Origin of the sequence: Streptomyces sp. NPDC050636, from assembly GCF_040654775.1 — a bacterium.
Lineage (GTDB): Bacteria > Actinomycetota > Actinomycetes > Streptomycetales > Streptomycetaceae > Streptomyces.
Map to the genome: position 1 here is coordinate 1 of NZ_JBFAIP010000019.1, position 24,222 is coordinate 24,222.

Genomic DNA, 24,222 nt, shown 5'->3' on the forward strand with positions numbered 1-24,222 from the left:
CAGCCGTGTGAACAACGCTCCAGGTCAATACACCTAGGGCCTGTCCGATGGGTCACGGCCGGGCCCGCGGCGTGTGGCCCGGATCACCCGCGGGCCGGGTCGGATCACGGGCGGCACGGTGCCGCCTCTGCTTGGCTGGGGAATCAGGCGATCACAGGAGGTTCGGGCATGGCGCTCAGGCACTGGGGCTTCATCTACACCGCAGCCGGCAGCGCCGCGGGCGGCGACGTCAGCGTCGCGGACACGGGCATGTGCCGAACCGTGCTCGTGGGGGTGAACGAGCCCGAGGAGGCCATCGAGGTCGCTCGTCGCCTGGTGGCCGACGGCGTGCAACTCATCGAACTCTGCGGGGGGTTCGGGCCGGTGTGGGCCGGGCGGATCATCGAGGCGATCGACGGCTCGGTCCCCGTGGGCACGGTCGGCTACGGCCCTGAAGCGGTCGATCAAGTGCACGCGATCTTCTCCTGAGAGCGTTCTCCCGAGCGCCTTCGCCTGAGCGCCATCACCCCGGATCGGCGGGCTGACAGGCCTGGGGCCGGTCAGCCCGCCGTACGCGTCAGGATGCCTGGGCCTTGTTGTAGAGGTCCTTGGCGTCGTCGCCGAAGTAGGGGCCGAACATGGTGTCGGGGAGGAACTGGTACCCGAAGCTGTTCACGGAGGACTGCAGGCCGGTACCGGTGGATTCGTCGAACGAGGTGAACCAGGGGCCGCCGCTGGAACCGCCGGTCATGTTGCAGGCCAGGCCGTGGTCCGTGGAGAGCAGCGGGTCCTTGATCGTGGTGCCGCTGCAGTAGATCAGCTTGCTGCCGTCGTACGGGGCGGCGGCGGGGTAGCCGAAGGCGTACATCTCTTTGTTGTAGCCGGAGTTGAAGGCCAGGCCCTGCCCGCCGACGACGTCGGTGAGCTTCTTGCCGTCGAGCGGGCCGACGACCGCGGCGCCGACGTCGTAGTTGATGTCCTCGCTCGCCGTCCACTGGGGAGTGGAGAGCGTCTTGGTGGCCGCCCATTTGCCGTACGGCGCCTGGCCGTCGTGATAGCCGGGGACGAAGACCCAGTCCTTGTGCCAGGCGCCGTCCATCTTCACGCAGTGGCCCGCGGTGATGATCGTGCTCTTGTTCGCGCTGGTCACGGCGTCACCGGAGCAGGAGGCCTGGCGGCCCTGGTAGGTGAAGAACACCCGGCCGGTGGTCTTGACGACAGCACCGCCCCCGGTCCACGGCCCGCCCTTCTGGGGGAGGACGGACGGGTGCTGCGGCAGCTTGGGGAGGCTGGGCTTCACCAGGCGCTCGACACCGCTGCGTACGGCCTTGCTCAGCTCGCCCGGCTGGACCGGCAGCAGGTCCAACGGGGTTGCCGAGCGCATCCGTTCCGCGGTCCAGAACGAGGTGAGGCGGGGCTGGGAGGCGGTGGCGTCCGGTTCGGCGGCGCCCGCCGCGCCTGTCTGGAGGACCGAGGCGAGCAGGGTTCCGATGGCTATCAGGGCGCCGACGGTGGCGCGAGGGGCACGAGGGACGCGAGGGGTTCGGCTCACGCGTGACTCCTTCTGCGGTGGCCGCGCGGGTGCGGCGCGGCCCGAGTGAAGGCCGGGCGGCGCGTCGGGCGCCGTCCGGGCAGACGAGCGGTGCACATGACATGTGCGTGAGCGAAGGGTGCCATTGGAAGGGGGCGCTCGGTAAGGGGATGTATGGCGGCGATTGCTGAAGCTGTCTGCTTGCTCGGCCAACAGCGTGGTGATTGCCACCACTTGGTGTGACATCACCTCGACATCAAGGGCCCGGCTCCGGTTGCCCCGGGGCCGGGCCCTTGATGTATGTGCGGCATGTTCGGCGTATGCGGTATGTGTAGCACATACGGCATGTGCGGTCTTGTGATGGCCACTTGCCGGTTGTTCCGTACGTCCGTTTCCGGAGCTGTGCGGGTTCCGTCTGCCAAGTTCCCGTTCGGTGAACCCGGTTCACCGGGGGAGTGGAGGCCGTTACGCGTCGGTGTCGTGGATGACGGTTGCTGAGCCGGTGACGTGCGAGCGCGGGTCGCCCTCGCGCAGCTCGACGGTCAGCAGCCCCGGGCGGCCCAGGTCGTGGCCCTGGTGGAGGGTGAGCGTGGCCGGTTCGGTGACCACGCCCGATTCGCGGGCGTACGCCCCGAAGGCGGCCGCTGCGGCGCCGGTTGCCGGGTCTTCGACCACGCCGCCGACGGGGAAGGGGTCGCGGACGTGGTAGACCGATTCGCTCTCCCGCCAGACCAGTTGGAGAGTGGTCAGGTCCAGGCGGTGCATCAGGGCGGCCAGCCGCTCGAAGTCGTAGTCGAGCTTTGCCAGTCGGTCGCGGGTGGCGGCGGCCAGCACCAGGTGGCGGGCGCCGGCGTAGGCGATACGGGGCGGCAGGGCCGGGTCGAGGTCGGCGGCCGGCCAGTCGAGGGCGGCCAGCGCCTCGGTGAGGTCGTCTTGGGCGATGTCCGTCACGTGCGGTTCGACGCTGGTGAGAGTGGCCTGGAGGACGCCGTCCTCCTCCCGGACAGTTACCGGGATCGTGCCCGCCTGAGTGGCGAAGACCAAGTCCCCCGGGCCGGTCCGCTCGGCGAGCGCGATCGCCGTGGCGACCGTCGCGTGCCCGCAGAACGGCACTTCGGCGAGCGGGCTGAAGTAGCGGACGGTGAAAGCGCGGCCCGGCTCGCCCAGGCCCTCGGGCGGAGCGGTCAGGAACGCCGTCTCCGAGTAGCCGAGCTCGGCGGCGATGGCGAGTTGCGCGGCGTCGTCGAGGCCCGCCGCGTCCAGCACCACGCCGGCCGGGTTGCCGCCCTTGGGGTCGTTCGAGAAGGCGGTGTAGCGGAGGACTTCGGGAGTCCCGGCGGCGCCCGGGGCGGTGTTGTCGCGTGTCATGGCGGGGGAAACCGCTTGTCCTGCCGTCTTATTCCCACCGTCCGTGCGAGGTTCATCCCCGCCCGATATACGGCATGTTGGTCGCCATCACCGTCGCGAACTGCACATTCGCCGCCAGCGGCAGCCCTGCCATATGGACGACCGTGCGGGCCACATCCGCCGCGTCCATCACCGGCTCGACCGCCGTCTGGCCGTTCGCCTGGAGGATGCCGGTCTGCATCCGGCCGGTCATCTCGGTCGCCGCGTTGCCGATGTCGATCTGGCCGCAGGCGATCCGGTACGGACGGCCGTCCAGGGAGAGGGACTTGGTGAGGCCGGTCATCGCGTGCTTGGTGGCGGTGTACGCGATCGAGTGCGGGCGGGGGACATGGGCGGAGATGGAGCCGTTGTTGATGATCCGGCCGCCCTGCGGGTCCTGCGCCTTCATGGTGCGGAAGGCGGCCTGCGCACAGAGGAAGGAGCCGGTCAGGTTGACGTCGACGACCGCTCGCCAGTCGTCGTAGGACAGCTCGTCCAGAGGGGCGGGCGGGCCGAACGTGCCCGCGTTGTTGAAGAGCAGGTCCAGTTGTCCGAAGCGGTCATGCACGGCGGCGAAGAGGGCGTCGACCTCCGCGGGGCGGGTGACGTCGGTCGGTACCGGCATGATCGTGATGCCGTTGATGCCCGCACCGGCGTCGGCGCCGGTAGCGCCATCGGCGCCCGTGGTTCCGTCGGCCTGGCCGTACAGCCGGGCCGTCTCCTCCAGGGCCTCTGCGCGTCGGCCGGCCAGGACCACGTTCCAGTCGGCGGCGATCAGGGCATGCGCGACCGCCCGCCCGATGCCGGAGCCGGCGCCGGTGACCACGGCGACCTTCCTGGGCTGAGTGTTCTGTGCCATGGCGGCAGAGTAAGGGGAGCACGGGGCGGTTACGGGGACGCCCCCGGTCAGCCGCCCCGGTCAGCCGCCGTGGAAGCGCTGGAGCACCGCCGCCTTCGTCGCGGCGAACTCGTCCTCCGTGAGAATGCCCTCCCGGCGCAGCTCCCCCAGTTCGCGCAGCCTGCGCAGCAGCACGTCATGGTCGTCGCCGGAGGGGGAGACGGGAGCGGGGCCGGGGGCGGAATCCAGAGCGGGCTTGGCCGGCTTCGCCGCCCCGGCCGACGGAACGGCGGACGCGCCCCGCCCGGCCCCCTGCCCTGCCCCCGGATGCGGCAACCGCGCGGTCACCGCCGCCGCCAGCAGCGCCGTCGTGCCGCTCTCCTTCTTGAAGCCCCACAGTTCGATGGAGTTGGGGTCGTGTTCCGGCTTGAGCTGGGCATGCGCCCCGCGCGGCCGGAAGCGCAGATAGCCGGATTCCAGGCCGACCGCGGCCCGCCACTCCACCGCCTCCAGGTCGGTGAGCGCGAGGTCCCTGGGGCCCGCGTGCCGCTTGGTCTCGCCGGTGTTCCAGCGCCACTCGATCTGCACCCGCTCGCCGTCGAAGGTGGCGAGACCGTCCACCCCGGCCGCCGACAGCGGTACGGCGGGGCCCGGCAGCAGGTAGCGGTCGGTGGGACCGTCCGGGATCTGCTCGATGGTCAGGGCCTGCCGCACCTCGTCCGCGAAGTACTCGGCGACGCCGGTCCGCCCGGGGTCCACGGTCACTTGGTACGGGCTGGCACCGTCCGGCAGGCCGCCGCCGGTGACCTGCAGCAGCGGGTCCGCGCCGTCCCGCAGCCGGAGCCGCAACCGGCCGCCCTTGCGGGCCGGTTCGTACGCGATACCCGCCACCGCCGTCAGCGGCACCGTGCACTCGCCGAGGTCCTGCCGCAGCTTGTGCACTCCGCGCTCGCGCCCCGGCACGATCCGTACGGCACTGCCGTCGAAGCTCCAAGTGCCGTCCCGCACCATCAGTTCAGCCATGCCCCGAATCCTACGGAGCGGGTGCGGCGGCGCGGTGGGATGCGCGGGCCGGGGCCACATGCAGCGGACCGGTGCCGCGATTGTCCGTGGGCGTCCGTTGCGGGCCCAGTCATCATCCACCTGTCATGCATGCGTCGTACACGGGACAGCGTCACGCCGTCCCCCGCCCCTCCAATCACTGGTGACAACCACCGTCAGGGGAGGGGCAGATGACTCACCACGCAGCCCACGAGCGGGCGACCGCAGCGCACGAGCAGGAGATCCGGGCCGCCGCCGCGCACATCGGCCGCCGCCGCTTTCTCACCGTCACCGGTGCCGCCGCCGCGCTCGCCTTCGCCACCAATCTGCCGGGTGCGGGGGCGTACGCAGCGGAGGCCGACGCGCGGAAGATCACCGAGAACCCCTTCACGCTCGGCGTCGCCTCCGGCGACCCGCTGCCCGGCTCCGTCGTGCTGTGGACCCGGCTCGCCCCGCGCCCCTACGAGCCGGGCAACGGCATGCCGGACGCCAGAGTCCCGGTCCGCTGGGAGGTGGCCTACGACGAGCGGTTCCGGCGGCTCGCGGGCCAAGGACGCGCCGACGCGCACCCAGAGTTCAACCACTCCGTGCACATAGAGCCCACCGGGCTCGCCCCGGACCGCGTCTACTACTACCGCTTCCGTGCCGGCGACTGGATCAGCCCCGTCGGCCGCACCCGCACCGCACCCGCCCGCAGCACCCAGCTCTCCGAGCTGAAGCTCGCCGCCGTCTCCTGCCAGGCGTACCACGACGGCTACTACACGGCCTACCACCACCTCGCGCAGGAGGACCTCGACGTGGTCTTCCACCTCGGTGACTATCTGTACGAGTACCCGGTGACAGCGGTGGGCGGCGCCCGCAACTACACCGACCGCACCCTGCCGGACCTCTTCAACCGCGAGACGGTCACCCTGGAGGACTACCGGCTGCGCTACGCCCTCTACAAGTCCGACCCGGACCTCCAGGCCGCCCACGCAGCGCACCCCTTCATCGTCACCTGGGACGACCACGAGGTGGAGAACAACTACGCCTCCGACATCAGCGAGGGCAACCTCCCGCCCGCCGAGTTCCTGATCCGCCGGGCCGCCGCGTACCGCGCCTACTGGGAGAACCAGCCGCTGCGCAGCCCGCAGCGGCCCAACGGCCCCGACGCCCAGCTCTACCGCCGCGTCCACTACGGGCAGCTCGCCCAGTTCGACATCCTCGACACCCGCCAGTACCGCTCGGACCAGGCGTACGGCGACGGCTGGCAGACGCCGGGCCCCGAATCGCAGGACCCCGGGCGCACCCTGACCGGCGCGGCGCAGGAGCGCTGGCTGCTCGACGGCTGGCGGGAGTCCTCCGCGCGCTGGAACGTGCTGCCGCAGCAGGTCACGTTCTCCGAGCGGCGCAACGCCACCGGCGCCGACTACAAAGTCAGCATGGACGGCTGGGACGGCTACCCGGCCTCCCGCGAGCGGCTGCTGGCGGGCGCCGAATCGGCCGGGGCGGACAACCTCGTCGTGCTCACCGGCGATGTGCACGTCCACTACGCCTTCGATATCAAGCGGGACTTCGGCGACCCCGGATCGCGTACCGCGGGCGTCGAGTTCGTCACCACCTCGATCGCCAGCGGGAAGGACGGCGTGGACAAGCCCCCGAACTGGGACACGTACATGGCCGCCAACCCGCATCTGAAGTTCTACAACGGCCGGCGCGGCTATGTGCGGGTCACGCTGGACGGGGACACCGCCCGCGCCGACTACCGGACCGTGTCCGCCGTCACCACCCCCGGGGCGCCGGTCGGCACCGCCGCGTCCTTCGTTTCGGAGGCGGGCGACCCGGGCCTGAAGTCCGCCTGAGCCAAGGCCGTCCGGCCCTCGGCCCACGTGTGGTCGTAGGTCCAACGAACCAGGCCGAAGCGGGCCGGAGCCCGTCCGGTGCGTGTCACCATGGTGCAGCCATCAATGACCATGGAGACACTCATGACGGAACCCGGCCCCAGCACGGCCGAGGGCAAGGACTCGCCCGCGATATCCGGGCGGGGCGCGGCAGCGGCCGATGCACCGGCTGTATCGGCAGTACCGGCTGCGCCCCGCCGCACCAGCCTGCTCGTCACCCTCGTCCTCGGCGGCCTCACGGCGGTCCCGCCGCTCTCCATGGACATGTACCTCCCGGCCCTGCCGCAGGTCACCGCAGTTCTGCACAGCCCGGCCGCCACCGTGCAGCTGACCCTGACCACCTGCCTCGCGGGCATGGCCGTGGGCCAGATGATCGTCGGCCCGATGAGCGACAAGTGGGGCCGCCGCCGCCCGCTGCTCGCCGGCATGGTCGTCTACATCCTGGCCACCGCCCTGTGCGCGGTCGCCACCAGCGCCGAACTCCTCATCGCCTTCCGCCTGTTGCAGGGTCTGGCGGGTGCGGCCGGCATCGTCATCGCGCGGGCGGTGGTCCGCGACCTGTACGACGGCGTGGCGATGGCCCGGTTCTTCTCCACGCTGATGCTGATCTCCGGGGTGGCGCCGGTCGTCGCCCCGCTGATCGGCGGCCAGATCCTGCGGCTCACCGACTGGCGCGGTGTCTTCGTCGTACTGACCGTCGTCGGGGTGCTGCTCACCCTCCTGGTCTGGCGCAAGCTGCACGAGACGCTGCCGCCCGAACGCCGGCAGTCCGGCGGCCTCGGGCAGACCCTGCGCACCATGCGCGATCTGCTCGCCGACCGGGCCTTCGCCGGCTATCTCGTGGCCGGCTCCTTCGCGTTCGCCGCGCTCTTCGCCTATATCTCCGCCTCGCCGTTCGTCATCCAGGAGATCTACGGCGCCTCCCCGCAGACCTTCAGCCTGCTGTTCGGCGTCAACTCCGTCGGTCTGGTGCTGGTCGGCCAGCTCAACGGCAAGGTGCTGGTCGGCCGGGTCAGGATGGACACCGTGCTGGGCATCGGCCTGGCGCTGATCACGGTCGCCGCGACCGGCCTGCTGCTGATGGCGTCCGGGGTGTTCGGCACGGTCGGCCTGGTGCCGATGGCCGCCGGCCTGTTCGTCCTGATGGCCCCCATGGGCCTGGTCCTGCCGAGCGCCAACGCCCTGGCGCTGATGCGCACCCCGCACGCGGCCGGCTCCGCCTCCGCCCTGCTGGGCACCTCGACGTTCCTCCTCGGCTCGGTGGCCTCCCCGCTGGTGGGCATCGCGGGCGAACGGACCGCCGTGCCGATGGCCGTCGTACAGCTCTCGTGCGGCGTTTTGGCGCTGTTGAGCTTCCTGGGGATGTGCCGCCCGTGGCAGCGTAGGGGGGAGACCACCGAGGGCACGTCCGGCGAGGGGACACGGCGCTGAACACACCGCGGCTCAGACACGGCACCCCGGCCCAGGCGGGACTCGACCCCGCGTGGATGGAGCGGCTGGTCCGGGGTGTGCGGGAACTGCCCGAGGGCCGGCCGGCCTGGTGCGGGGGCGCTGTCGTCCTGGCCGGCCGCGGCCCGGTCGTCGCCGCCGAGGCCGCCGCCGGCTGGGCGCTGCGCTACCGCTGCTACGACCCCGAGCGGGACCGCGGCGTCGAGCTGCCCCGGGAGAGCTGGGAGCCGATGCGGGTCGGCACCGTCTTCGATCTCGCCTCGGTCAGCAAGCTCTTCACCGCCATCGCCGCGGTCCAGCAGGCCGAGCGGCGCCGGCTGGCCCTCGACGACGAGGTCCGCGCCCATCTGCCCCGTTTCGCGCCCGGCATCACCGTCCGCCAGCTGCTCACCCACACCTCGGGACTCCTCCCCGAGCTGCCCTTCCACGACCGCCGGGGGCGCGCCGGCCAACTGGCGCTGCTCTGGGAGGAGGCGGCCGCCCCGTCGGGCCCGCCCGGCGCGTACCGCTACTCCGACCTCAACCTCATCGCGCTCCAGCTGGTGCTGGAGAGGCTCACCGGGCGCCGCCTGGACGCCCTCGTACGGGACGGCATCACGGGTCCGCTGGGCATGTCCAGCACCTCCTACGGGCCGCTGGCGCCGCTGGGTGTGGCGGCGACCGAGGACCAGCGGCGGCCCTGGGCCAAGGCGGACCGGGGCATGGTGCGCGGTGAGGTGCACGACGAGAACGCCTGGGCGCTGGGCGGCGTCGCCGGGCACGCCGGTCTGTTCTCCACCGCCCAGGACCTGGCCGTGCTGTGCCGGACGTTGCTCAACGGCGGCGCGTACGGCACCGCCCGGATCCTCGGGCCGGACGCCGTCGCCGCCCTGCTCGACCCGCCCGGCCTGGGCTTCGCCGTCGACCAGCGGTACTTCATGGGCGAGTTGGCGGGCCGCGGCGCGGCCGGCCACAGCGGCTTCACGGGTACCAGTCTGGTCCTGGACCGCGCCACGGACACCTTCCTGGTCCTGCTCGCCACCACCGTCCACCCGGTCCGCCGGAACGGCGGCAGCGGCCCCCGCGCGGTGGCCGCGACCCGCCTGGCCCGCGCGGTCGCCCGCTCCGGCTGACCCGGCAGCGCACCCGTACGGTCGCCGTAGAATTCATTCAATGCACGACGAACTGCGCGCCGCACTGGCCGGCCTGCTCGACGGTCTGCCGCCCAAGCAGGCCGCGCAGGCCGTCGAGCGGCTGATCGCCAACTACCGGGGCCGTACGCCCACCGACGCGCCGGTCCTCCGGGACCGCTCGGACGTCGCCGCGTACGCCGCGTACCGGATGCCTGCGACCTTCGAAGCGGTACGGGCCGCACTGACCGCCTTCGCCGCACGGGTGCCGGACTGGTCCCCGGCCACGCATGTCGACATCGGCGGCGGCACCGGCGCCGCCACCTGGGCCGCGGCGGACACCTGGCAGGGCCACCACAGCACCGTCCTGGACTGGGCGCAGCCCGCGCTCGACCTGGGCCGCGAGCTGGCGGCCGGGGCGCCGGCGTCCACAGCGCTTTCGGACACCGACTGGCAGCGGCAGGTCATCGGCGAAGGACTGACCGTCCCGCCCGGCACGGACCTGGTGACCGTCTCCTACGTCCTGGGAGAGCTGCGGCCGGACGCCCGCCGCGCCGTGGTCGCCGCGGCGGCCGCCGCCCAGGCCGTCGTACTGATCGAGCCGGGCACCCCCGACGGCTACCTCCGTATCCGCGAGGCCCGCGACCAGCTGATCGCCGCCGGACTGCGGGTCGTCGCGCCCTGCCCGCACAGCGACATCTGCCCCATCGTCCCGGGGGAGGATTGGTGCCACTTCGCGGCCCGGGTCAGCCGCTCCTCGCTGCACCGCCAGGTCAAGGGCGGTTCCCTCCCCTACGAGGACGAGAAGTTCAGCTATGTCGCGGCCACCGCCTTCGAGGCACCGACGAAGGCGGAGGTGACGACGGCCCGCATCGTCCGAAAGCCCCAACTCCGAAAGGGCCAGGTCCTGTTGGACCTCTGCACGGCCGATGAGGGCCTCCAGCGCGCCACGGTCACCAAGCGGCACGGCGACCGGTACCGCGCGGCCCGCGACGCGTCGTGGGGCGACGACTGGCCCCGTTAGGGCCTGCTCCGCCGGACGGGCCCTAACCCTTCCCCTCGCGGGGGCGCGATCCGCCGCGAGACCGCTCTTCCAGCTTGCGCAGCAGTTCACGGCGCTGCGCCTGCGGATCGGGGCGGCCGCCACCGTTCCGGCCGCCACCTCCGCCGCCGCGCAGCGCCCCGCGGGAGAGCTTGCTGCGGGTGCCTCCGACGCCGAGCATTCCGCCGGCATTTCCCTTGCTCATGGGTGTGGTCCCTTCGTCGCTGGATCCATCAGCGAGACGGATCGTCTCGCTGATGGATCCAGCTTGAGGCGAGACGCTTCGTCTTGTCAAGACGATACGTCTCGCCTTCCCCTCGGTAGACTCGTCCCATGGCCAACAAGACAGCCCCCGACTCCTCCCGCCGCAGCGAACGCTCCCGCCAGGCGATCCTCGACGCCGCCCTCGCCCTCGTCGGCGAGGTCGGCTACGCCAAGCTCACGATCGAAGGCATCGCCTCCCGCGCCGGCGTGGGCAAGCAGACGATCTACCGCTGGTGGCCCTCGAAGGCCGCGGTCCTGCTGGACGCGTTCACCGCCACCGCGGAGGAGGACTACGCACAGGGCCTCCCGGACACCGGTGACCTGGCCGCCGATCTGAAGTTCGTGCTGCGCGCGACCGCCGACGAGTTCAACGACCCGGCGTGGCAGGCCCCCTATCGCGCCCTCGCAGTGGCCGGCGCGAACGACGAGGAGGTGTCCCGTACTTTCGTCGCCCGGCTGCTCGAACCCGGCATCCGCGTCTACACCGACCGGTTGCGCGCCGCCCAGGAATCGGGCGAGGTGGCCACCGACGCCGATGTGCGGGTGGCCGCCGAGATGCTCCTGAGTCCCTTCTCACAACGCTGGCTGATGCGCACCGGCGAACTGACCTACGAGTTCGTCGACACCCTCGTCGACCTGGTACTGCGCGCCCTGCGACCCGGTCCCGAGTCCGCCTGAGGGCGTCCGGCGGCCTGTCGTCGATGGCTTGATTTGCCCCCATTCGACCGTCCTTCGTTCACCCCGGATCTCCACACCGGTCACCCGAGGGGCGCGAAGGTGGCAGCATTGATCCCAGACCACCGCTCGAAGTGAGGGGATAGATGGAACGCAAGAGCAGGTTCTCCCAGTGGCTGCGCCGGCCGAAGAGCGGTTCGGACGGCGGCGATACGGACACGGGATCAGCGGTCGCGCGCGGCCGTGAGGACCTGCTGCTGGCGGCGTCCGACGCGGGTTTCCCCGTCGCCCCGGCAGCGCACCCATCCGGCTACGGCTGTTCCTGTGAGCGCATCGGCTGTCCCACCCCCGGCCGGCATCCGATCTCCTTCGGCTGGCAGACCGTCGCCACCACCGACCGCGACAAGGTCGCCCACTGGGTCCGCACCCTCCCGCAGGCCAACTTCATCACCGCCACCGGCATCGCCCACGACGTACTGGACGTACCCGTCGAAGCGGGCCGCAGCGCCCTGGGACGGCTGGACGCCGCGGGCGTCGAGGTCGGGCCGATCACCCTCAGCGGCGCCGGCTTCGGCGACGGCCGGATGCTGTTCTTCACCGCCACCCGCGGCACCCCGGACGACGAGGACGAGTGGTGGCCCTGCGAACTGGACTGCCACCCCGAGACCCTGGACGACCACCCCGGGCTGCGCTGGCACTGCCGCGGCAGCTACGTCCTCCTGCCGCCCTCGCTGCTCCCCGGCGAACAGCCCGCGGTGACCTGGCTGCGCGGCCCCGAACTCCCGCTGCCCGACCCACTGACGCTGCTGGAGACGCTCACCGACGCCTGCGCGGAGTTCATCGACCGCGAGCCCGGCCATGAGACGGCGGCCTGGCCGATCGGGCGCTGAGCGCCCCCTTTTTGCGCCTAAGCCGGCGCCCGCTCTCGCGGAGGTGGTTACTCGCCGTGGGGGTTGCTCAATTGGTGGTTGCGCGACCAGGGCCGCCGGATTCGATTCCGGCGGCCCTGGCTCGTTCCCCGTACGGCTGCTACACCGCCTTCGCGGACGTCTTCCGCTCGATCCGGTTCAGGATCTCGATCTTGCCGCCGGCGTCCTTGGCCGGGACCTTGACCGTCTGCCCCGAGACCGTGGTGAAGATCATCCGGTTGCTCTTCTTCACCGGCCCCTCCACGATGCCCCGCAGACCCGCCTCGACACTGAACTTCGCCCCCGCGTGCACCGTCTTCTGCTGGTGGTAGATGGTCGAGAAGAACACCAGCGCACCACCGTCCTTCGTGCGCAGCGCGACCGGCGGGTAGTTCGCGGGCTGGTCCTCCCACAGGACGCGGGCACCGTCCTGGGTGGCCGCGGTGGCCTGCGCGGCGCGGATCGCCCGCAAGCCGTCGGTGTGCTTGCCGGAGGCGAAGTCGTCGCCCTTGCCGGTGTTGAGGTAGTCCGCGTACGTCTTGCTCAGCTTGCCCGGGTTCACCGTCAGACCGGACTTGCCGTCGGCGGGCACCGCCTCGGCGTAGCCGTCCGCGTCCGTCTTCAGCTCCGGCGCCTTGTTGTTGGCGAACGTCGCGAAATACACCGCACGCCACTTGGCGTCGATGCTGTCGCGGCTGAACACCAGGAACCACCGCATCACGTTGCCGTTGGCGTCCTTGCGGTTGGTGGCGGCGTCCGCGATGAAGTACTTCGGCCAGCCTGCCTGCTTGGGCACCGCGAAGTGCTCGTCCTTGAACGTCAGCGGCGGGAAGTTCGGGTTCCCCTGCGGCCGGAGCGCGCGCGCCGCCTTCAGCCCCGCCTGGTCGATGGCGTGCAGCGTGCCCGCCTCGTAGGAGGCGTTCATCTTCGGGTCGAGCTTGCGGTTGGCCTCGCTGTAGCGGCTGGCGAAGTTCTGGAGCGCCTTGGTGCCGTCAGCCTTCGACACCGCCGGCAGCATCTCCTTCTCGCCGTGCACCGTCATGCACCCGCTCAATATCGTCAGCGCCGCCGCTGTCGACGTCAGTGTTGCGGGCACCCGGAACGGCGACCTGCGTGTCATGGGGCTCGGGCTCCTTCGGGGCGACCGGGGCGGACTGGGTGGCCGCCGGGGTGGCACGATTCGGCGCAACCCTACCGGGGGCGAGGAAGATCACGAGCGTGGGGATCAGATACAGAGCCCACACCGTGACCTGAAGGACGGTCGGATCCGGCTGGAAGTTGAAGATGCCCTTCAGCAGCGTCCCGTACCAGCTGTCGGCCGGGATCTGCTCGCTGACGTCGAAGGCCTTGCTGCCCAGCCCCGGCACGAAATCCGCCTCCTGGAGGTCGTGGACGCCGTACGCCAGCACGCCCGCCGCGACCACCACCAGCATGCCGCCGGTCCAGGTGAAGAACTTCGCCAGGTTGATCCGCACCGCGCCGCGGTAGAACAGCCAGCCCAGCAGGACCGACGTCAACAGGCCCAGCAGCGCCCCGACCAGCGGCCGCACGCCGTCGTTCGCGGACTGCGCGGCGGTCCACACGAACAGCGCGGTCTCCAGGCCCTCGCGCCCCACCGACAGGAACGCGGTCACCACCAGCGCCGTGGTGCCCATCGCCAGCGCCGCGTCCAGCTTGCCGTGCAGTTCCTTCTTCAGATGCCGCGCGGTACGCCGCATCCAGAAGACCATCCACGTCACCAGGCACACCGCGATGATCGACAGCGAGCCGCCGAGCGCCTCCTGCGCGGTGAACGTCAGCGTCTGCGAACCGAACTGGAGCGCCGCACCGAAACCGAACGACAGCACCACGGCGAGCGCGACACCGCTCCAGACCGGCCGCAGCGCCTCCCGCCGGCCGGTCTTGACCAGATAGGCGATGAGGATGCACACCACGAGGCTGGCTTCCAGGCCCTCGCGCAGCCCGATCAGGTAGTTGCCGAACACGTCGGTTCCTCCCCTTCCTTCATGAATTCCCTCATGAATTCCGTTACGAATCCGACAACATCAGGCAGACCGGCTGAAAAGGCTCCGGCCCCACCAGTCGTCCGCGTCCCGGACCCCCGGCGGCACCGCGAAAACGGCCGAACCCACGTGCTGGATGTACTCGTTGAGCGCATCGTTGCTCGCCAGGTTCTGCTGGAGGGGGACAAAGCCCTTGCGGACGTCCCGCTGGTAGGCGAGGAAGAACAGCCCCGCGTCCAGCCGCCCCAGGCCGTCCGTACCGTCGGTGAACGAGTAACCGCGGCGCAGGATCTGGATCCCGTGGTTGGAGTCCGGGTGCGCCAGCCGCACATGGGCGTCGGGCAGCATCGACTTCAGATGCGGCTCGTCCCGCTCGCGCCGCTTGCCGACCGCCGCGCCCTCGCCCTTGTTCCGGCCGAAGATGTCCTCCTGCTCCTTGAGCGAGGTGCGGTCCCAGGTCTCGATGTGCATCCGGATCCGGCGCGCGACGAGGTACGAACCCCCGGCCATCCACGCGGGCTTGTCCTTCCCGCCCACCCACACATGCTTGTCGAGGGCGGCGGTGTCGGTGCCCGCGATGTTCCGGGTGCCGTCCTTGAAGCCCATCATGTTGCGCGGCGTCTGGGCGTCCGGCGTCGTCGAGGAGGTCTTGCCGAAGCCGAGCTGCGACCAGCGGATCGCGATCTTGCCGAACCCGATCCGGGCGAGATTGCGGATCGCGTGCACTGCGACCTGCGGATCGTCCGCGCACGCCTGGACACACAGATCGCCACCGCTGCGCGCCTTGTCGAGGTTGTCGCCGGGGAACTGCGGCAGATCGATCAGCGCCTCGGGCCGCCGCTCCTTGAGGCCGAACCGGTCCTTGCCGTCCTTCTCGAAGAGCGTCGGGCCGACGCCGAACGTCAGGGTGAGCCGGGACGCCGGCAGCCCCAGCGCCTCACCGGTGTCGTCCGGCGGCGCCTCGGCGAGCCCGCCGACCGCGCCGTCCCCGACCGCGACGCCCGAGGTCATCTGCGCCGCGGCCGTCGTCCACGCCTTGAGCAGCGCGATCAGCTCATCGCGGTCGTCGGTGGTGACATCGAACGCGGCGAAGTGCAGCCGGTCCTGGACGGCGCTGGCGATGCCGGCCTGGTGCGTGCCGTGGAACGCGACCGCGGCGCCCGCGGTGTCGTCCGGGACGGTCGGCCCGGCGTCGCTGCCGGGGCGCAGCGCCGCGGCCGTACCGCCGGCCGCGACCGCGCCGAGGGCCAGCCCAGCGCCGCCCCAGCCGAGCAGCGAACGCCGCGACGGCGCCCGGCCGCCGGACCGCCGCCCGGCTATCGCCGTGTCCGTGTCTGTGCCCGTGCCTGTGCCCGTGTCCGTGGGCGTTACGGCGGCCGTCGAGCCGTCCTCCGCCGCACCGTCCGCCGTGCCCTGCTGCGTACCTTCGGTCGTCATCCTGACTCCTACTTGACGGTGACCACGGCTGCGGCCAGCTTGGACAGCGGCTCGGCCAGGGCGTTGACGCCGTCGGACAGGTCCTTTTGCTCGCTCTTGCCGACCGTGTCGTACGACACGAAGCCGTCCGCGGAGTCGCTGTCGCGGTGCTTGTCCAGGCGCTCGCCGATCGCCGCGAACTGCTTGTCCAGCTCCTTGGCCAGCTCCGGGTCGTTCTTCGAGGCGACCGGCTTCAGCAGCTCGTACGCCTTCTTGGCACCCTCGACATTGGCCTGGAAGTCGAGCAGGTCGGTGTGGCTGTAGCGCTCTTCCTCGCCGGTGACCTTGCCGGTGGCCACCTCGTCGAGCAGCTCCTTGGCACCGTTGGCCATAGTGGTCGGGTTGATCTCGGCGGTGCCGACCCGCTTCTGCCAGTCCTTCAGGTCGGCGATCAGCTGGTCGGCGAGCTTGGCGTCATCATCGGAGATCGCCTTCGTCTTCCACAGGGCCTTCTCCAGCTTGTGCCAGCCGGTCCACTTCTGGCCGTCCGACAGACCGTCCTCGCGGACGTCGACCTTCGGGTCGATGTCACCGAACGACTCGGCCACCGGCTCGGTCCGCTCCCAGCCGACCCGGGAGAGGGCATAGGTCTTCTTCGCCGCCTCGATGTCGCCCGCCTTCACAGCCTGGGCGAACTTCTTCGCCTTGGGCAGCGTCTCGTCGGCCTGCTCCTGTACGTACTTGCGGTATGCGGCGACCGCGGCGTCCAGCTTCGGGTCACGCTTGGCGGTCGCGCCCTTGCCACTCACGGTCACCTTCTGCCGGATGCCCTCGCCCTTCATACCCGGCTTGCACGCGATCTCGTACGTACCGGCCTTGATCTCGGCGGTGATCTGCACGCTGGTGCCGGGGCCGATGTTCTCCCGCTCGGTGACGATCCGGTCGCCGGGCGCGTAGACATACACCTCGGTGATCTTGGAGCCCTTGTTCTCCACCGCGAGCCGGACGTGCCCTGCGGGGAACTCCTTCTTGGACAGCTTGCAGGCGGTGTCGGACGCGGTCACCTTGATGGCGCCCTTGCCGTCGGCCCCCTTGCCGTCGTTCTTCTCGGCGCAGCCGGTGACGGCGGTGAGGCTCGCAGCCACCGCGATGGCGGTGACGGCGGAGGTGCGAAGGGCTCGCATACGGGCTCCAGGCGGTTTCGATCGGTGCGGGAATGCGGGGGGGGCGACTAAGGCCGCCCTAACTTATCCGAGGCTTACCTGAATTCTTCCCGCCCCGTCCAGTGATTCGACTCTCACGCACTACGGCCCGGTCACGGATGGATGGGTGAGGAGTCACGGAACCGTCAATGACTGGTCAAGGTAAGGGTCATGTGCCATGACGGCTCATGACCGGCGGAATTCGGGTGCGTTGATATCCGGTCACTGAGCGGGCGCACTGCGCCGGCCCGCCCGGTGCCGCGCGCCCCTCTGTCGCCGCCGCACCCCGAATACCCCCGCTGGCCAGTGCTGTTGAATGGCCGAGTGACCGAACTTGATGTTCTCCGGGTGTTCTGCGGGCCTGGCGGGACGGGTGGCAATCTGCTCGGTGTCGTCCGCGACGGCTCGGCCGTTCCCGTCGCCCAGCGGGCCGCGCTCGCCACCGAACTCGGCTTCAGCGAGACGGTGTTCCTCGACGACGTCACCCGCGGCACCGTCGATATCCGCACGCCCAGCGTCCCGCTCCCCTTCGCCGGGCATCCGCTCGTCGGCCTGGCCTGGCTGCTGCGGAGCCTGGGGCGGCCACCGCGCACCCTGCGCCCGCCGGCCGGCGAGGTCGCGGTCAGATACGACGGGGACATCACCTGGGTGCGCGGGCGTGCCGAGTGGGTCCCCGGGCGCAGGACCGAGCGTTACCCCTCGGTGGCCGAGGTCGACGGGCTGCCCGCGCCGCCGCCGGGGGAGGGCTGGCTCTACGCCTGGGCCTGGCGGGACGAAGCCGCCGGTCTGGTCAGGGCGCGGGCCTTCCCGCGCCGGGGCGACAACATCGTGGAGGACGAGGCCACCGGCGCCGCCGCGCTACTGCTGACCCATGAGCTGGGCCGCCCCCTCGACATCCGCCAAGGCGTCGGCTCACAGATCCTGACCCGCCCGTATCCGGACGGCACGATCGAGGTCGGCGGGCGGGTCCGCGTCGATACGCCGTAGCGACGACGGCCTGGTGACTACCGGGCGGCTGTCGGGCGACTACGGGCACCCGCCCGGATGCTCCCGTTACGCGCTCAGCGGGAACTGTTCGCCCAGCTCCCGGAAGACCGCGGTGTTCAGCGCGAACGCGCGCTTGCATTCATCGACCACCCGCTGCTTCTCCAGGTCGTCGACCGGCAGCGCGTCCAGCAGCTCGCGGTACTCGCGCTTGAAGGCGGCAGGGTTCGCTATGTCCTCGAAGACGTAGAACCGCACCCCGTCGCCCTTGCGCGCGAAGCCCCAGGTCTTCTCGGCCGTACCGCGGATGATCTGGCCGCCGGAGAGGTCGCCGAGATAGCGGGTGTAGTGGTGGGCGACGTAGCCGGCCGGCCAGTCGCGGGCGCAGACCGCCACCCGGTCCGCGTACGCGGCGGTGGCCGGCAGCGGCTCCAGGCCCATGTGCCAGGACGCCCCGCCCAGATGCGCGAGGTCGCGCTCCAGCTCGGCGGTACGGGCCAGTTCCGGGCGGATGAAGGGGCCCGCGACCGGGTCCTGGGCGAGCGACTCGGAGGCGTCCTCCAGCGCGCGGTAGACGAACCACAGCTGTTCCGTATAGCGCCGGTAGGCCGAGACGCCGAGCTTGCCGCCGAGCAGGTCGCTCATGAACGAGGAGTTCTCGGCCTCCGTGTGCTGCTCGTGCGATGCGGTGCGGATAACCGCAGAGAAAGGCGTGAAGGGAGTGGAAGGAGCGGCGGGAGCGGGCGGCGGGGTCGGGCTGGGCGCTTCCAAGGCGGACCTCCGGGGACCGGTGGGGAGCGGTGGGGAGCGGACGGGAACGGGCTGGACTCCGCGGGCGCTCGAAGTTAGGCTCACCTAACTACTTAGGCTTGCCTAAGTCAATCTGTTCCCGACGCTCTGTCGGTAAAAAGCCTACCGCTGCCGCCCGGTCCCGTCAGGTGGTCCCCTCAGGTGATCTCGCCAAGCGATCCGGTCAGGGAAGCGTGAGAATCTCGGTCCCGGTTTCCGTCACCACCAGGGTGTGCTCGAACTGTGCGGTCCGCTTGCGGTCCTTGGTCACGACCGTCCAGCCGTCGTCCCACATGTCGTAGTCGTGCGTGCCCAGCGTCAGCATCGGCTCGATGGTGAAGGTCATGCCGGGCTTGATGTCGGTGGTGTGGTGCGGGCTGTCGTAGTGCGGAACGATCAGGCCGGAGTGGAAGGACGAGTTGATGCCGTGGCCGGTGAAGTCACGGACCACGCCGTAGCCGAACCGCTTGGCGTACGACTCGATGACCCGGCCGATGATGTTGATCTGACGGCCCGGCTTGACGGCCTTGATCGCGCGGTTGAGCGCCTCACGGGTGCGCTCGACGAGCAGCTTGGACTCCTCGTCCACATCGCCGCACAGGTAGGTGGCGTTGTTGTCGCCGTGCACACCGTTGATGTACGCGGTGACGTCCAGGTTCACGATGTCGCCGTCCTTGAGGACGGTCGAGTCGGGGATGCCGTGGCAGATGACCTCGTTCAGCGACGAGCACAGGGACTTGGGGAAGCCGCGGTAGCCGAGCGTGGAGGGGTAGGCGCCGTGGTCGCACATGAACTCATGGGCGACACGGTCCAGTTCATCGGTTGTCACACCCGGCGCGATCAGCTTGGCGGCCTCCGCCATCGCCTGCGCGGCGATCCGGCCGGCGATCCGCATCCGCTCGATCGTTTCGGCGTCCTGCACCTCGGGCCCCGTGTACGGGGTGGGCGCGTCCTTACCGACGTACTCGGGGCGCGGGATCGAGGAGGGGACGGGGCGGGTGGGGGAGATGGTCCCCGGGGCGAGAAGCGACTGGCCAGACATATCAGCGAGTGTATCCGCGGGCCGTCGGGCAGGATGGCGGCACTGGAGCCATCCACAGGAGGCGGCAATGGCGCTGTTCAAGAGGCGTACGGTCGGCAAGCCCGGCGAGTGGTTCTACTGCCTCAAGCACGCGACGGTCGAGGAGGGTCCGCAGTGCCGGGCCGCCGACCGGTTCGGCCCGTACGCGACCCGCGAGGAGGCGGCGCACGCCATGGAGTCGGCGCGCGAGCGCAATCTGGAGTGGGAGACCGACCCGAAGTGGCATGACAAGGGCGGCCGGGCTGACGAGGAGAGCGACGGCACCTGAACAGGCATGAACAGGCATGATCACGCCTGACGACGCCTGACGTCAGGCGTGGTCGGGCGTGGTCGGGCGTGGTCGGGCGTGGTCGGGTCAGGTGGTGGCCGGGTCGGTGTCGGGGGCATGTACGGCGTCCCCGGTGCGGGCGGCGGCCCCGCCCGCCCTCCGCTCGCGCATGCGCCGGGCGTGCTCGTCGGTCCTCGCGTCGTACGCCATCAGCTTCGGCAGGGTGAGCGCCAGCAGCCCGACCGCGCCGAAGCACAGCACACCGCCGGCCCAGACCGACGTCCGAACCGTCGTCAGCGCGGCCATCCCGCCGACCCGGACCTGGCCCAGTTGCGGGCCCACCGAATACGACAGCAGCTCGATACCGGCCAGCCGACCGCGCAGCTCGTCGGGGATCGTCTGGTTCCACATCGCCGAGCGGAAAATGCCGCTGACCATGTCGCAGCAGCCGGCCAGCGTCAGGAACAGCAGCACCAGCCAGATGCTGGACATCCGCCCGGCGGCGGTGATCGCCAGTCCCCAGGCGGCGGCCGCCAGCACGACCGCGCGGCCCTGCCGGTGGATACGTGACGTCCAGCCACTGGTCAGGCTGACCAGCGCGGATCCGGCGGGCAGCGCCGCGTACATCAGGCCCAGCGCCCACGGGGCGTCCAGCTCGTCGGCGAGGAACGGGAAGATCGCCAACGGGAAGGCGAACAGCATCGCGGTGAGATCGATGGCGTAGGTGCCCAGCAGTTCCTTGCGGCTCCAGGCGTAGCGCGCGCCCTCGGCGATTCCGCGCAGCGACGGCTTCTCGGCGTCGTGCGAGGCGGGCGACGGCGCCAGCTTCAGCGCGAGCACCACCGAGATCGCGAAGGTGGCGGCGTCCGCCGCGTACGCCCAGCGCAGCCCGGCATACGCCAGCAGCCAGCCGGCCAACGCGGGGCCCGCGATGGTGCCGATCTGCCAGCGCAGCGAGTTGAGCGCGGCGGCCGCGGCGAGCTGGTCGTGCGGGACGATCCGCGGCACGATCGCGTCCAGCGCCGGGCGCTGCAGACCGGTCAGGGCGCTGGATACCGCGGCGATCGCGTACAGCGGCCACACCAGCGGGTCCGGCAGCAGGCTGTTGACCAGCAGAAGGACGGACAGCAGGCCGAGTGCGACCTCGGTCCGGACGATGAGCCGGCGGCGGTCCATGGCATCGGCGAGCGCACCACCGTAGAGACCGAAGACGATCAGCGGCACGATCTCGACGGCGCCCAGCGCGCCGACCGCCAGCGTGGAGCCGGTCAGCTCCTTGAGCTGGAGCGGCAGCGCGACGAAGGTCAGCGCACTGCCGAAGACGGTGATCGCGCCCGCGCACCACATCAGCCGGAAATCGCGCGAGGAGCGCCACGGCGCCAGGTCCGGCAGCAGAGCGGCCACGCGACGGCGTGGGGGGCCGGGTGGGGGCGGGCCTAGTGGGGGGCTGTCCGAGGTCACGACGCACTATCGTCCGCGGGCGCCCGCGGAGGTGCAAAGGGTTTATGGGGGAGGGGGTGGGCGGTGACCTCAGACGCCAGGCGAGATCACCTGACGTCACCTGACACACATCACGATCTGACACACATCGCGTCACCTGAAGCCCCCTCAGATCGCCTTACAGCGCCTTGCCCCGCCTTGCGCTGCCTTGCGCCGCCTTATACCGGCCTACCTCGCCGTACGTCGTCTCACCAGCGCGGGGGCGGCGGCGAGGTCAGCTCGTCGGCCAGCCGCGCCAGCCGGTCGCGGAAGCGACGGCGCGGGAGTGGCGCGGGCACGCTGTTCTCACCGGCGGCCGCGCTGACCAGATGCTGGAGTGTGTCGAGGTCGAGGTCCTGCGCACCGTCGGCGGGCGGCTCGGCCCCGGCCCCGGCATGCGGCCCGGCCCCGGCCCCGGTATCGCCGATGGGCGCGGCCGGGGAAGCGGCGAGCGCGTCATGGGCCAGGGCGTGCAGATCGCGGTCGCCGCCGTCCAGCGCGAGGACCGTCGCACCGTTGCGGCGGGCGTCGTGCACCCGCTCCAGCAGCCCGGCGCCCGGCTGCTCCGGTGTGACGACCAGCAGTGTCTCGCCGCGCCCGGCGGCCTCCAGCCTGCCGAGCCCCACCGAAAGATGGGCCGGCGCCCCGCCGGGGGCCCGGTGCCGGACGAGCGTCGGCGACAGCTCCGGCAGCCCCGACCAGGCGGCCTCGTCGTCGAGATGCGCGGCCAGATGCCAGGGTTCGTACCCGGCGCTGCCGACCAGCAGCAGCCCGCCGCCGTGCGGGGCCACGGAGGAGCGCAGCGACCCGGCGAAGCGGCGGGTGGCCTGGACCCACTCGGTTCCGGCGAGGACCTCGCGCAGTAGCGCGACCCGTACGGCATCCATGGCCCCGCATCCTGCCGCAGCACGCCGCCGTCCGGGGCCCGCTTCAACCCGTGTCACCCGTACGGGAGTTTGATCACGAAGTGTGGGTGCGCGGGGGGGCCGGGGTGCGGGCCGAGGGCCATGCGCGGGCCCGGCGGAGGCGTCAGTGGGCCGGCGGCAGGCCCGCGGCGGTGAGCCGGCGGGCGACCTCGGCCACGGACTCCTCGCTCAGCGGCAGTTGCGGGAAGGCCGTGGCACCGCGCTCGATCACGCCGAGGAGCCGGAGGGCCGCCTTGAACGAGCCCAGTGCCGAGGAGCTGCGGCCCATCTCGCCCTCGGGGCCGACGTCGGTCATGGCGAACAGGCCGACCAGGCGTTCCTGTTCGGTGGCCGCCCGCTCCCAGTCGCCGGCGCGCGCGGCGTCGTAGAGCCGGACGTAGCCCGCCGGGTCGACATTGCCGAGACCCGGGACGACGCCGTCGGCCCCCGCCAACAGGGCTGCGTCCACGGTCAGTTCGGAGCCGGTGAGGAGCGTGAAGCCGGGGGCGGGGCCGGTGCGCCGGGCGGTGCGGCCGCCGAGCTCGACGATCAGTCGGCGCAGCGAGCCGTCGTCGCCGCTGCTGTCCTTGAGCCCCGTGAGCGTGCCGTCCTCGGCCAGCTCACGGACCAGCGCAGGGGGCAGCTTGCTGTGGACGGCCATGGGGATGTCGTACGCGAAGAGCGGCAGGCCGACGGTCCTACGGATGTGGCGGAAGTGGGCGGCGATCTCCCGCGGGTGGGTGCGGGTGTAGAACGGCGCGGTGGCGACCAGCGCGTCGGCGCCCAGGTCGGCGGCGGTCCTGGCGTGGTCCAGCACCCGGGCGGTGGTGGTGTCGATGGCCCCGGCGAGCACCGGAACCCGGCCGTCCGCGGCCTTGACGACAGCCTCCAGGGCGGTGGCGCGCTGGGTGTCGGTGAGGTAGGCGACCTCGCTCGTGGAGCCGAGCGCGAACAGCCCGTGCACGCCGCCGTCGAGGAGGTGGCTCACGAGGCGGGCGAGGGAGGCGGTGTCGACCTCGCCCCGCGCGTCGAGCGGGGTGCAGACCGGCGGGATCACGCCGTGCAGCGGTGCGGGCAGTGCCATGGGGGCTCCAGCGTGGGGGAGGTGTGGTGGAGCTGCGCAGTCGGTGGACGGGGACGGTTGCCGGACAGGGGCTGCTGTTGGCTGTCGTTGGCCGTTGACTTCGGTGGATATGGGACATGAGATGTCATATGTCTCGGTTGTCTCGGTCACCATAGAGCAGGCGCGCGGCGGGTCAAGGATCAGCGGTCCCGGAGGGGCGGAACGGGCCGGCGGCACGGCGAACGCGGAACCCGCGGGTGATGTAGTTGAAAGTGCGACCGTTGAAGGTGTGACTACCCCATCCGGCCCGGCGATCGGGGCCGAACGACCCAAGAGCGGCCGCTGCCTGCCGTGCCAGCCTGGATTCAAGGCCGCCGGCCGGTCGCGAACGCGCAGGGCGGCGGCGAGGCTCTCGCACTAAGGAGCTGGGCATGGCCAGTCATGTCGGAGCTGGGCACACAGGCACAGCAGACCGTTCCTCAAGCGCCGCGGTAACCGGCTGGACCGTTTTCGCCGCCACCCTGATGGTCTTCGGCGGCTTCATGGCGATCCTGGCGGGCATCTCGGCCATCGCCAAGGACAACGTGTTCGTCAGGACGGTCAACTACACGTACGCGTTCAATCTGACGGGCTGGGGCTGGGTCCATCTCATTCTCGGGATCGTGGTCGTGCTGGCCGGCATCGCGCTGTTCACCGGAGCGCTCTGGGCGCGGGTCGTCGGCGTCGTCGTCGCAGGCCTGGTGATGATCGCCAACTTCCTGTGGATCCCCTACTACCCGTTCTGGGCCTTGGTGCTGATCGTGGTGAACGCATTCGTCATCTGGGCCCTGTGCACTGGAAACCGGGACACACTGTCGCCGTAGCCCGACAGCCCCACTCGGCCACGTACGGCACACCTCCCCCCTCAGCCGCATACGGCACACCTCCTCT

Annotated in this window: 24 protein-coding genes; 10 read left to right on the top strand and 14 right to left on the bottom strand. The window is 71.1% G+C overall.

Features of this window, described 5'->3' with window-relative positions:
- Positions 1-168 precede the first annotated feature (168 nt).
- Positions 169-468 carry a DUF6506 family protein gene (locus tag AB0I10_RS17220; protein WP_363153290.1) on the top strand — a complete coding sequence of 100 codons (300 nt, stop codon included), beginning with the start codon at positions 169-171 and terminating at the stop codon, positions 466-468.
- A gap of 88 nt (positions 469-556) precedes the next feature.
- Here the strand turns inward: AB0I10_RS17220 and AB0I10_RS17225 are convergent, their stop codons facing one another.
- From AB0I10_RS17225 to AB0I10_RS17240, 4 genes are all read right to left on the bottom strand, one after another.
- Entirely contained in the window at positions 557-1,531 is a 975-nt protein-coding gene (locus tag AB0I10_RS17225; RefSeq protein WP_363153291.1) for a peptidase, read from the bottom strand.
- 444 nt (positions 1,532-1,975) lie between these two features.
- Positions 1,976-2,878, bottom strand: coding sequence for a PhzF family phenazine biosynthesis isomerase (locus tag AB0I10_RS17230; RefSeq protein ID WP_363153292.1), 903 nt, complete (start codon positions 2,876-2,878; stop codon positions 1,976-1,978).
- 52 nt (positions 2,879-2,930) lie between these two features.
- Positions 2,931-3,755 carry an SDR family oxidoreductase gene (locus AB0I10_RS17235; protein ID WP_363153293.1) on the bottom strand — a complete coding sequence of 275 codons (825 nt, stop codon included), beginning with the start codon at positions 3,753-3,755 and terminating at the stop codon, positions 2,931-2,933.
- Positions 3,756-3,815: 60 nt separating this feature from the next.
- Positions 3,816-4,757: a DUF4429 domain-containing protein gene (locus AB0I10_RS17240; RefSeq protein WP_363153294.1), complete on the bottom strand. Its 942-nt coding sequence runs from the start codon at positions 4,755-4,757 to the stop codon at positions 3,816-3,818.
- Between the two features lie 209 nt (positions 4,758-4,966).
- Here AB0I10_RS17240 and AB0I10_RS17245 point away from each other — a divergent pair, with 209 nt between their 5' ends.
- The 4 genes from AB0I10_RS17245 (at position 4,967) to AB0I10_RS17260 (ending at position 10,237) form a co-directional block, all read left to right on the top strand.
- Entirely contained in the window at positions 4,967-6,616 is a 1,650-nt protein-coding gene (locus tag AB0I10_RS17245; protein ID WP_363153295.1) for an alkaline phosphatase D family protein, read from the top strand.
- Positions 6,617-6,739: 123 nt separating this feature from the next.
- Positions 6,740-8,086, top strand: coding sequence for a multidrug effflux MFS transporter (locus AB0I10_RS17250; RefSeq protein ID WP_363153296.1), 1,347 nt, complete (start codon positions 6,740-6,742; stop codon positions 8,084-8,086).
- A gap of 56 nt (positions 8,087-8,142) precedes the next feature.
- Positions 8,143-9,216, top strand: a complete 1,074-nt coding sequence (locus AB0I10_RS17255) for a serine hydrolase domain-containing protein (RefSeq protein ID WP_363153297.1) — start codon at positions 8,143-8,145, stop codon at positions 9,214-9,216.
- Between the two features lie 40 nt (positions 9,217-9,256).
- On the top strand, positions 9,257-10,237 hold the full coding sequence (locus AB0I10_RS17260; RefSeq protein ID WP_363153298.1) for a small ribosomal subunit Rsm22 family protein: 981 nt from the start codon (positions 9,257-9,259) through the stop codon (positions 10,235-10,237).
- Positions 10,238-10,259: 22 nt separating this feature from the next.
- Here AB0I10_RS17260 and AB0I10_RS17265 read toward each other — a convergent pair whose 3' ends face one another.
- Positions 10,260-10,460: a DUF6243 family protein gene (locus AB0I10_RS17265; protein WP_363153299.1), complete on the bottom strand. Its 201-nt coding sequence runs from the start codon at positions 10,458-10,460 to the stop codon at positions 10,260-10,262.
- 128 nt (positions 10,461-10,588) lie between these two features.
- Between AB0I10_RS17265 and AB0I10_RS17270 the strand changes: the two genes are divergently transcribed.
- Together AB0I10_RS17270 and AB0I10_RS17275 are read left to right on the top strand one after the other, a co-directional pair.
- Positions 10,589-11,197, top strand: coding sequence for a TetR/AcrR family transcriptional regulator (locus AB0I10_RS17270; protein WP_363153300.1), 609 nt, complete (start codon positions 10,589-10,591; stop codon positions 11,195-11,197).
- A gap of 143 nt (positions 11,198-11,340) precedes the next feature.
- Complete coding sequence (locus tag AB0I10_RS17275) at positions 11,341-12,084, top strand: bifunctional DNA primase/polymerase (protein WP_363153301.1); 744 nt, start codon at positions 11,341-11,343, stop codon at positions 12,082-12,084.
- A gap of 139 nt (positions 12,085-12,223) precedes the next feature.
- Here the strand turns inward: AB0I10_RS17275 and AB0I10_RS17280 are convergent, their stop codons facing one another.
- From AB0I10_RS17280 to efeO, 4 genes are read right to left on the bottom strand one after another with little or no spacing between them, the layout of a single operon-like run.
- On the bottom strand, positions 12,224-13,144 hold the full coding sequence (locus AB0I10_RS17280; RefSeq protein WP_363153302.1) for a hypothetical protein: 921 nt from the start codon (positions 13,142-13,144) through the stop codon (positions 12,224-12,226).
- Positions 13,095-14,087 carry an iron uptake transporter permease EfeU gene (efeU, locus tag AB0I10_RS17285; protein WP_363153303.1) on the bottom strand — a complete coding sequence of 331 codons (993 nt, stop codon included), beginning with the start codon at positions 14,085-14,087 and terminating at the stop codon, positions 13,095-13,097. Before efeU ends, AB0I10_RS17280 begins: the two co-directional genes overlap by 50 nt.
- A gap of 60 nt (positions 14,088-14,147) precedes the next feature.
- Positions 14,148-15,542, bottom strand: coding sequence for an iron uptake transporter deferrochelatase/peroxidase subunit (gene efeB / locus AB0I10_RS17290; RefSeq protein WP_363153304.1), 1,395 nt, complete (start codon positions 15,540-15,542; stop codon positions 14,148-14,150).
- An 8-nt stretch (positions 15,543-15,550) separates the two neighbouring features.
- A complete protein-coding gene (efeO, locus tag AB0I10_RS17295; RefSeq protein ID WP_363153305.1) occupies positions 15,551-16,705 on the bottom strand; it encodes an iron uptake system protein EfeO in 1,155 nt (384 codons plus the stop codon).
- A 342-nt stretch (positions 16,706-17,047) separates the two neighbouring features.
- Between efeO and AB0I10_RS17300 the strand changes: the two genes are divergently transcribed.
- Entirely contained in the window at positions 17,048-17,710 is a 663-nt protein-coding gene (locus AB0I10_RS17300) for a PhzF family phenazine biosynthesis protein (protein WP_363153306.1), read from the top strand.
- Positions 17,711-17,776: 66 nt separating this feature from the next.
- Here the strand turns inward: AB0I10_RS17300 and AB0I10_RS17305 are convergent, their stop codons facing one another.
- Positions 17,777-18,478, bottom strand: a complete 702-nt coding sequence (locus AB0I10_RS17305) for a biliverdin-producing heme oxygenase (RefSeq protein WP_363153307.1) — start codon at positions 18,476-18,478, stop codon at positions 17,777-17,779.
- Positions 18,479-18,680: 202 nt separating this feature from the next.
- On the bottom strand, positions 18,681-19,538 hold the full coding sequence (gene map, locus AB0I10_RS17310) for a type I methionyl aminopeptidase (RefSeq protein WP_363153308.1): 858 nt from the start codon (positions 19,536-19,538) through the stop codon (positions 18,681-18,683).
- A 67-nt stretch (positions 19,539-19,605) separates the two neighbouring features.
- Here map and AB0I10_RS17315 point away from each other — a divergent pair, with 67 nt between their 5' ends.
- Entirely contained in the window at positions 19,606-19,845 is a 240-nt protein-coding gene (locus tag AB0I10_RS17315; protein ID WP_363153309.1) for a hypothetical protein, read from the top strand.
- Between the two features lie 87 nt (positions 19,846-19,932).
- On the opposite strand, the gene AB0I10_RS17320 is transcribed toward AB0I10_RS17315, so the two are convergent.
- The 3 genes from AB0I10_RS17320 to AB0I10_RS17330 form a co-directional block, all read right to left on the bottom strand.
- On the bottom strand, positions 19,933-21,249 hold the full coding sequence (locus AB0I10_RS17320) for an MFS transporter (protein WP_363153310.1): 1,317 nt from the start codon (positions 21,247-21,249) through the stop codon (positions 19,933-19,935).
- Positions 21,250-21,533: 284 nt separating this feature from the next.
- A complete protein-coding gene (locus AB0I10_RS17325) occupies positions 21,534-22,211 on the bottom strand; it encodes a hypothetical protein (protein WP_363153311.1) in 678 nt (225 codons plus the stop codon).
- A 142-nt stretch (positions 22,212-22,353) separates the two neighbouring features.
- Positions 22,354-23,313: a dihydrodipicolinate synthase family protein gene (locus AB0I10_RS17330; RefSeq protein WP_363153312.1), complete on the bottom strand. Its 960-nt coding sequence runs from the start codon at positions 23,311-23,313 to the stop codon at positions 22,354-22,356.
- 410 nt (positions 23,314-23,723) lie between these two features.
- On the opposite strand from AB0I10_RS17330, the gene AB0I10_RS17335 reads away from it, so the two are divergent.
- A complete protein-coding gene (locus AB0I10_RS17335; RefSeq protein ID WP_363153313.1) occupies positions 23,724-24,155 on the top strand; it encodes a hypothetical protein in 432 nt (143 codons plus the stop codon).
- The last annotated feature ends 67 nt before the right edge of the window (positions 24,156-24,222 follow it).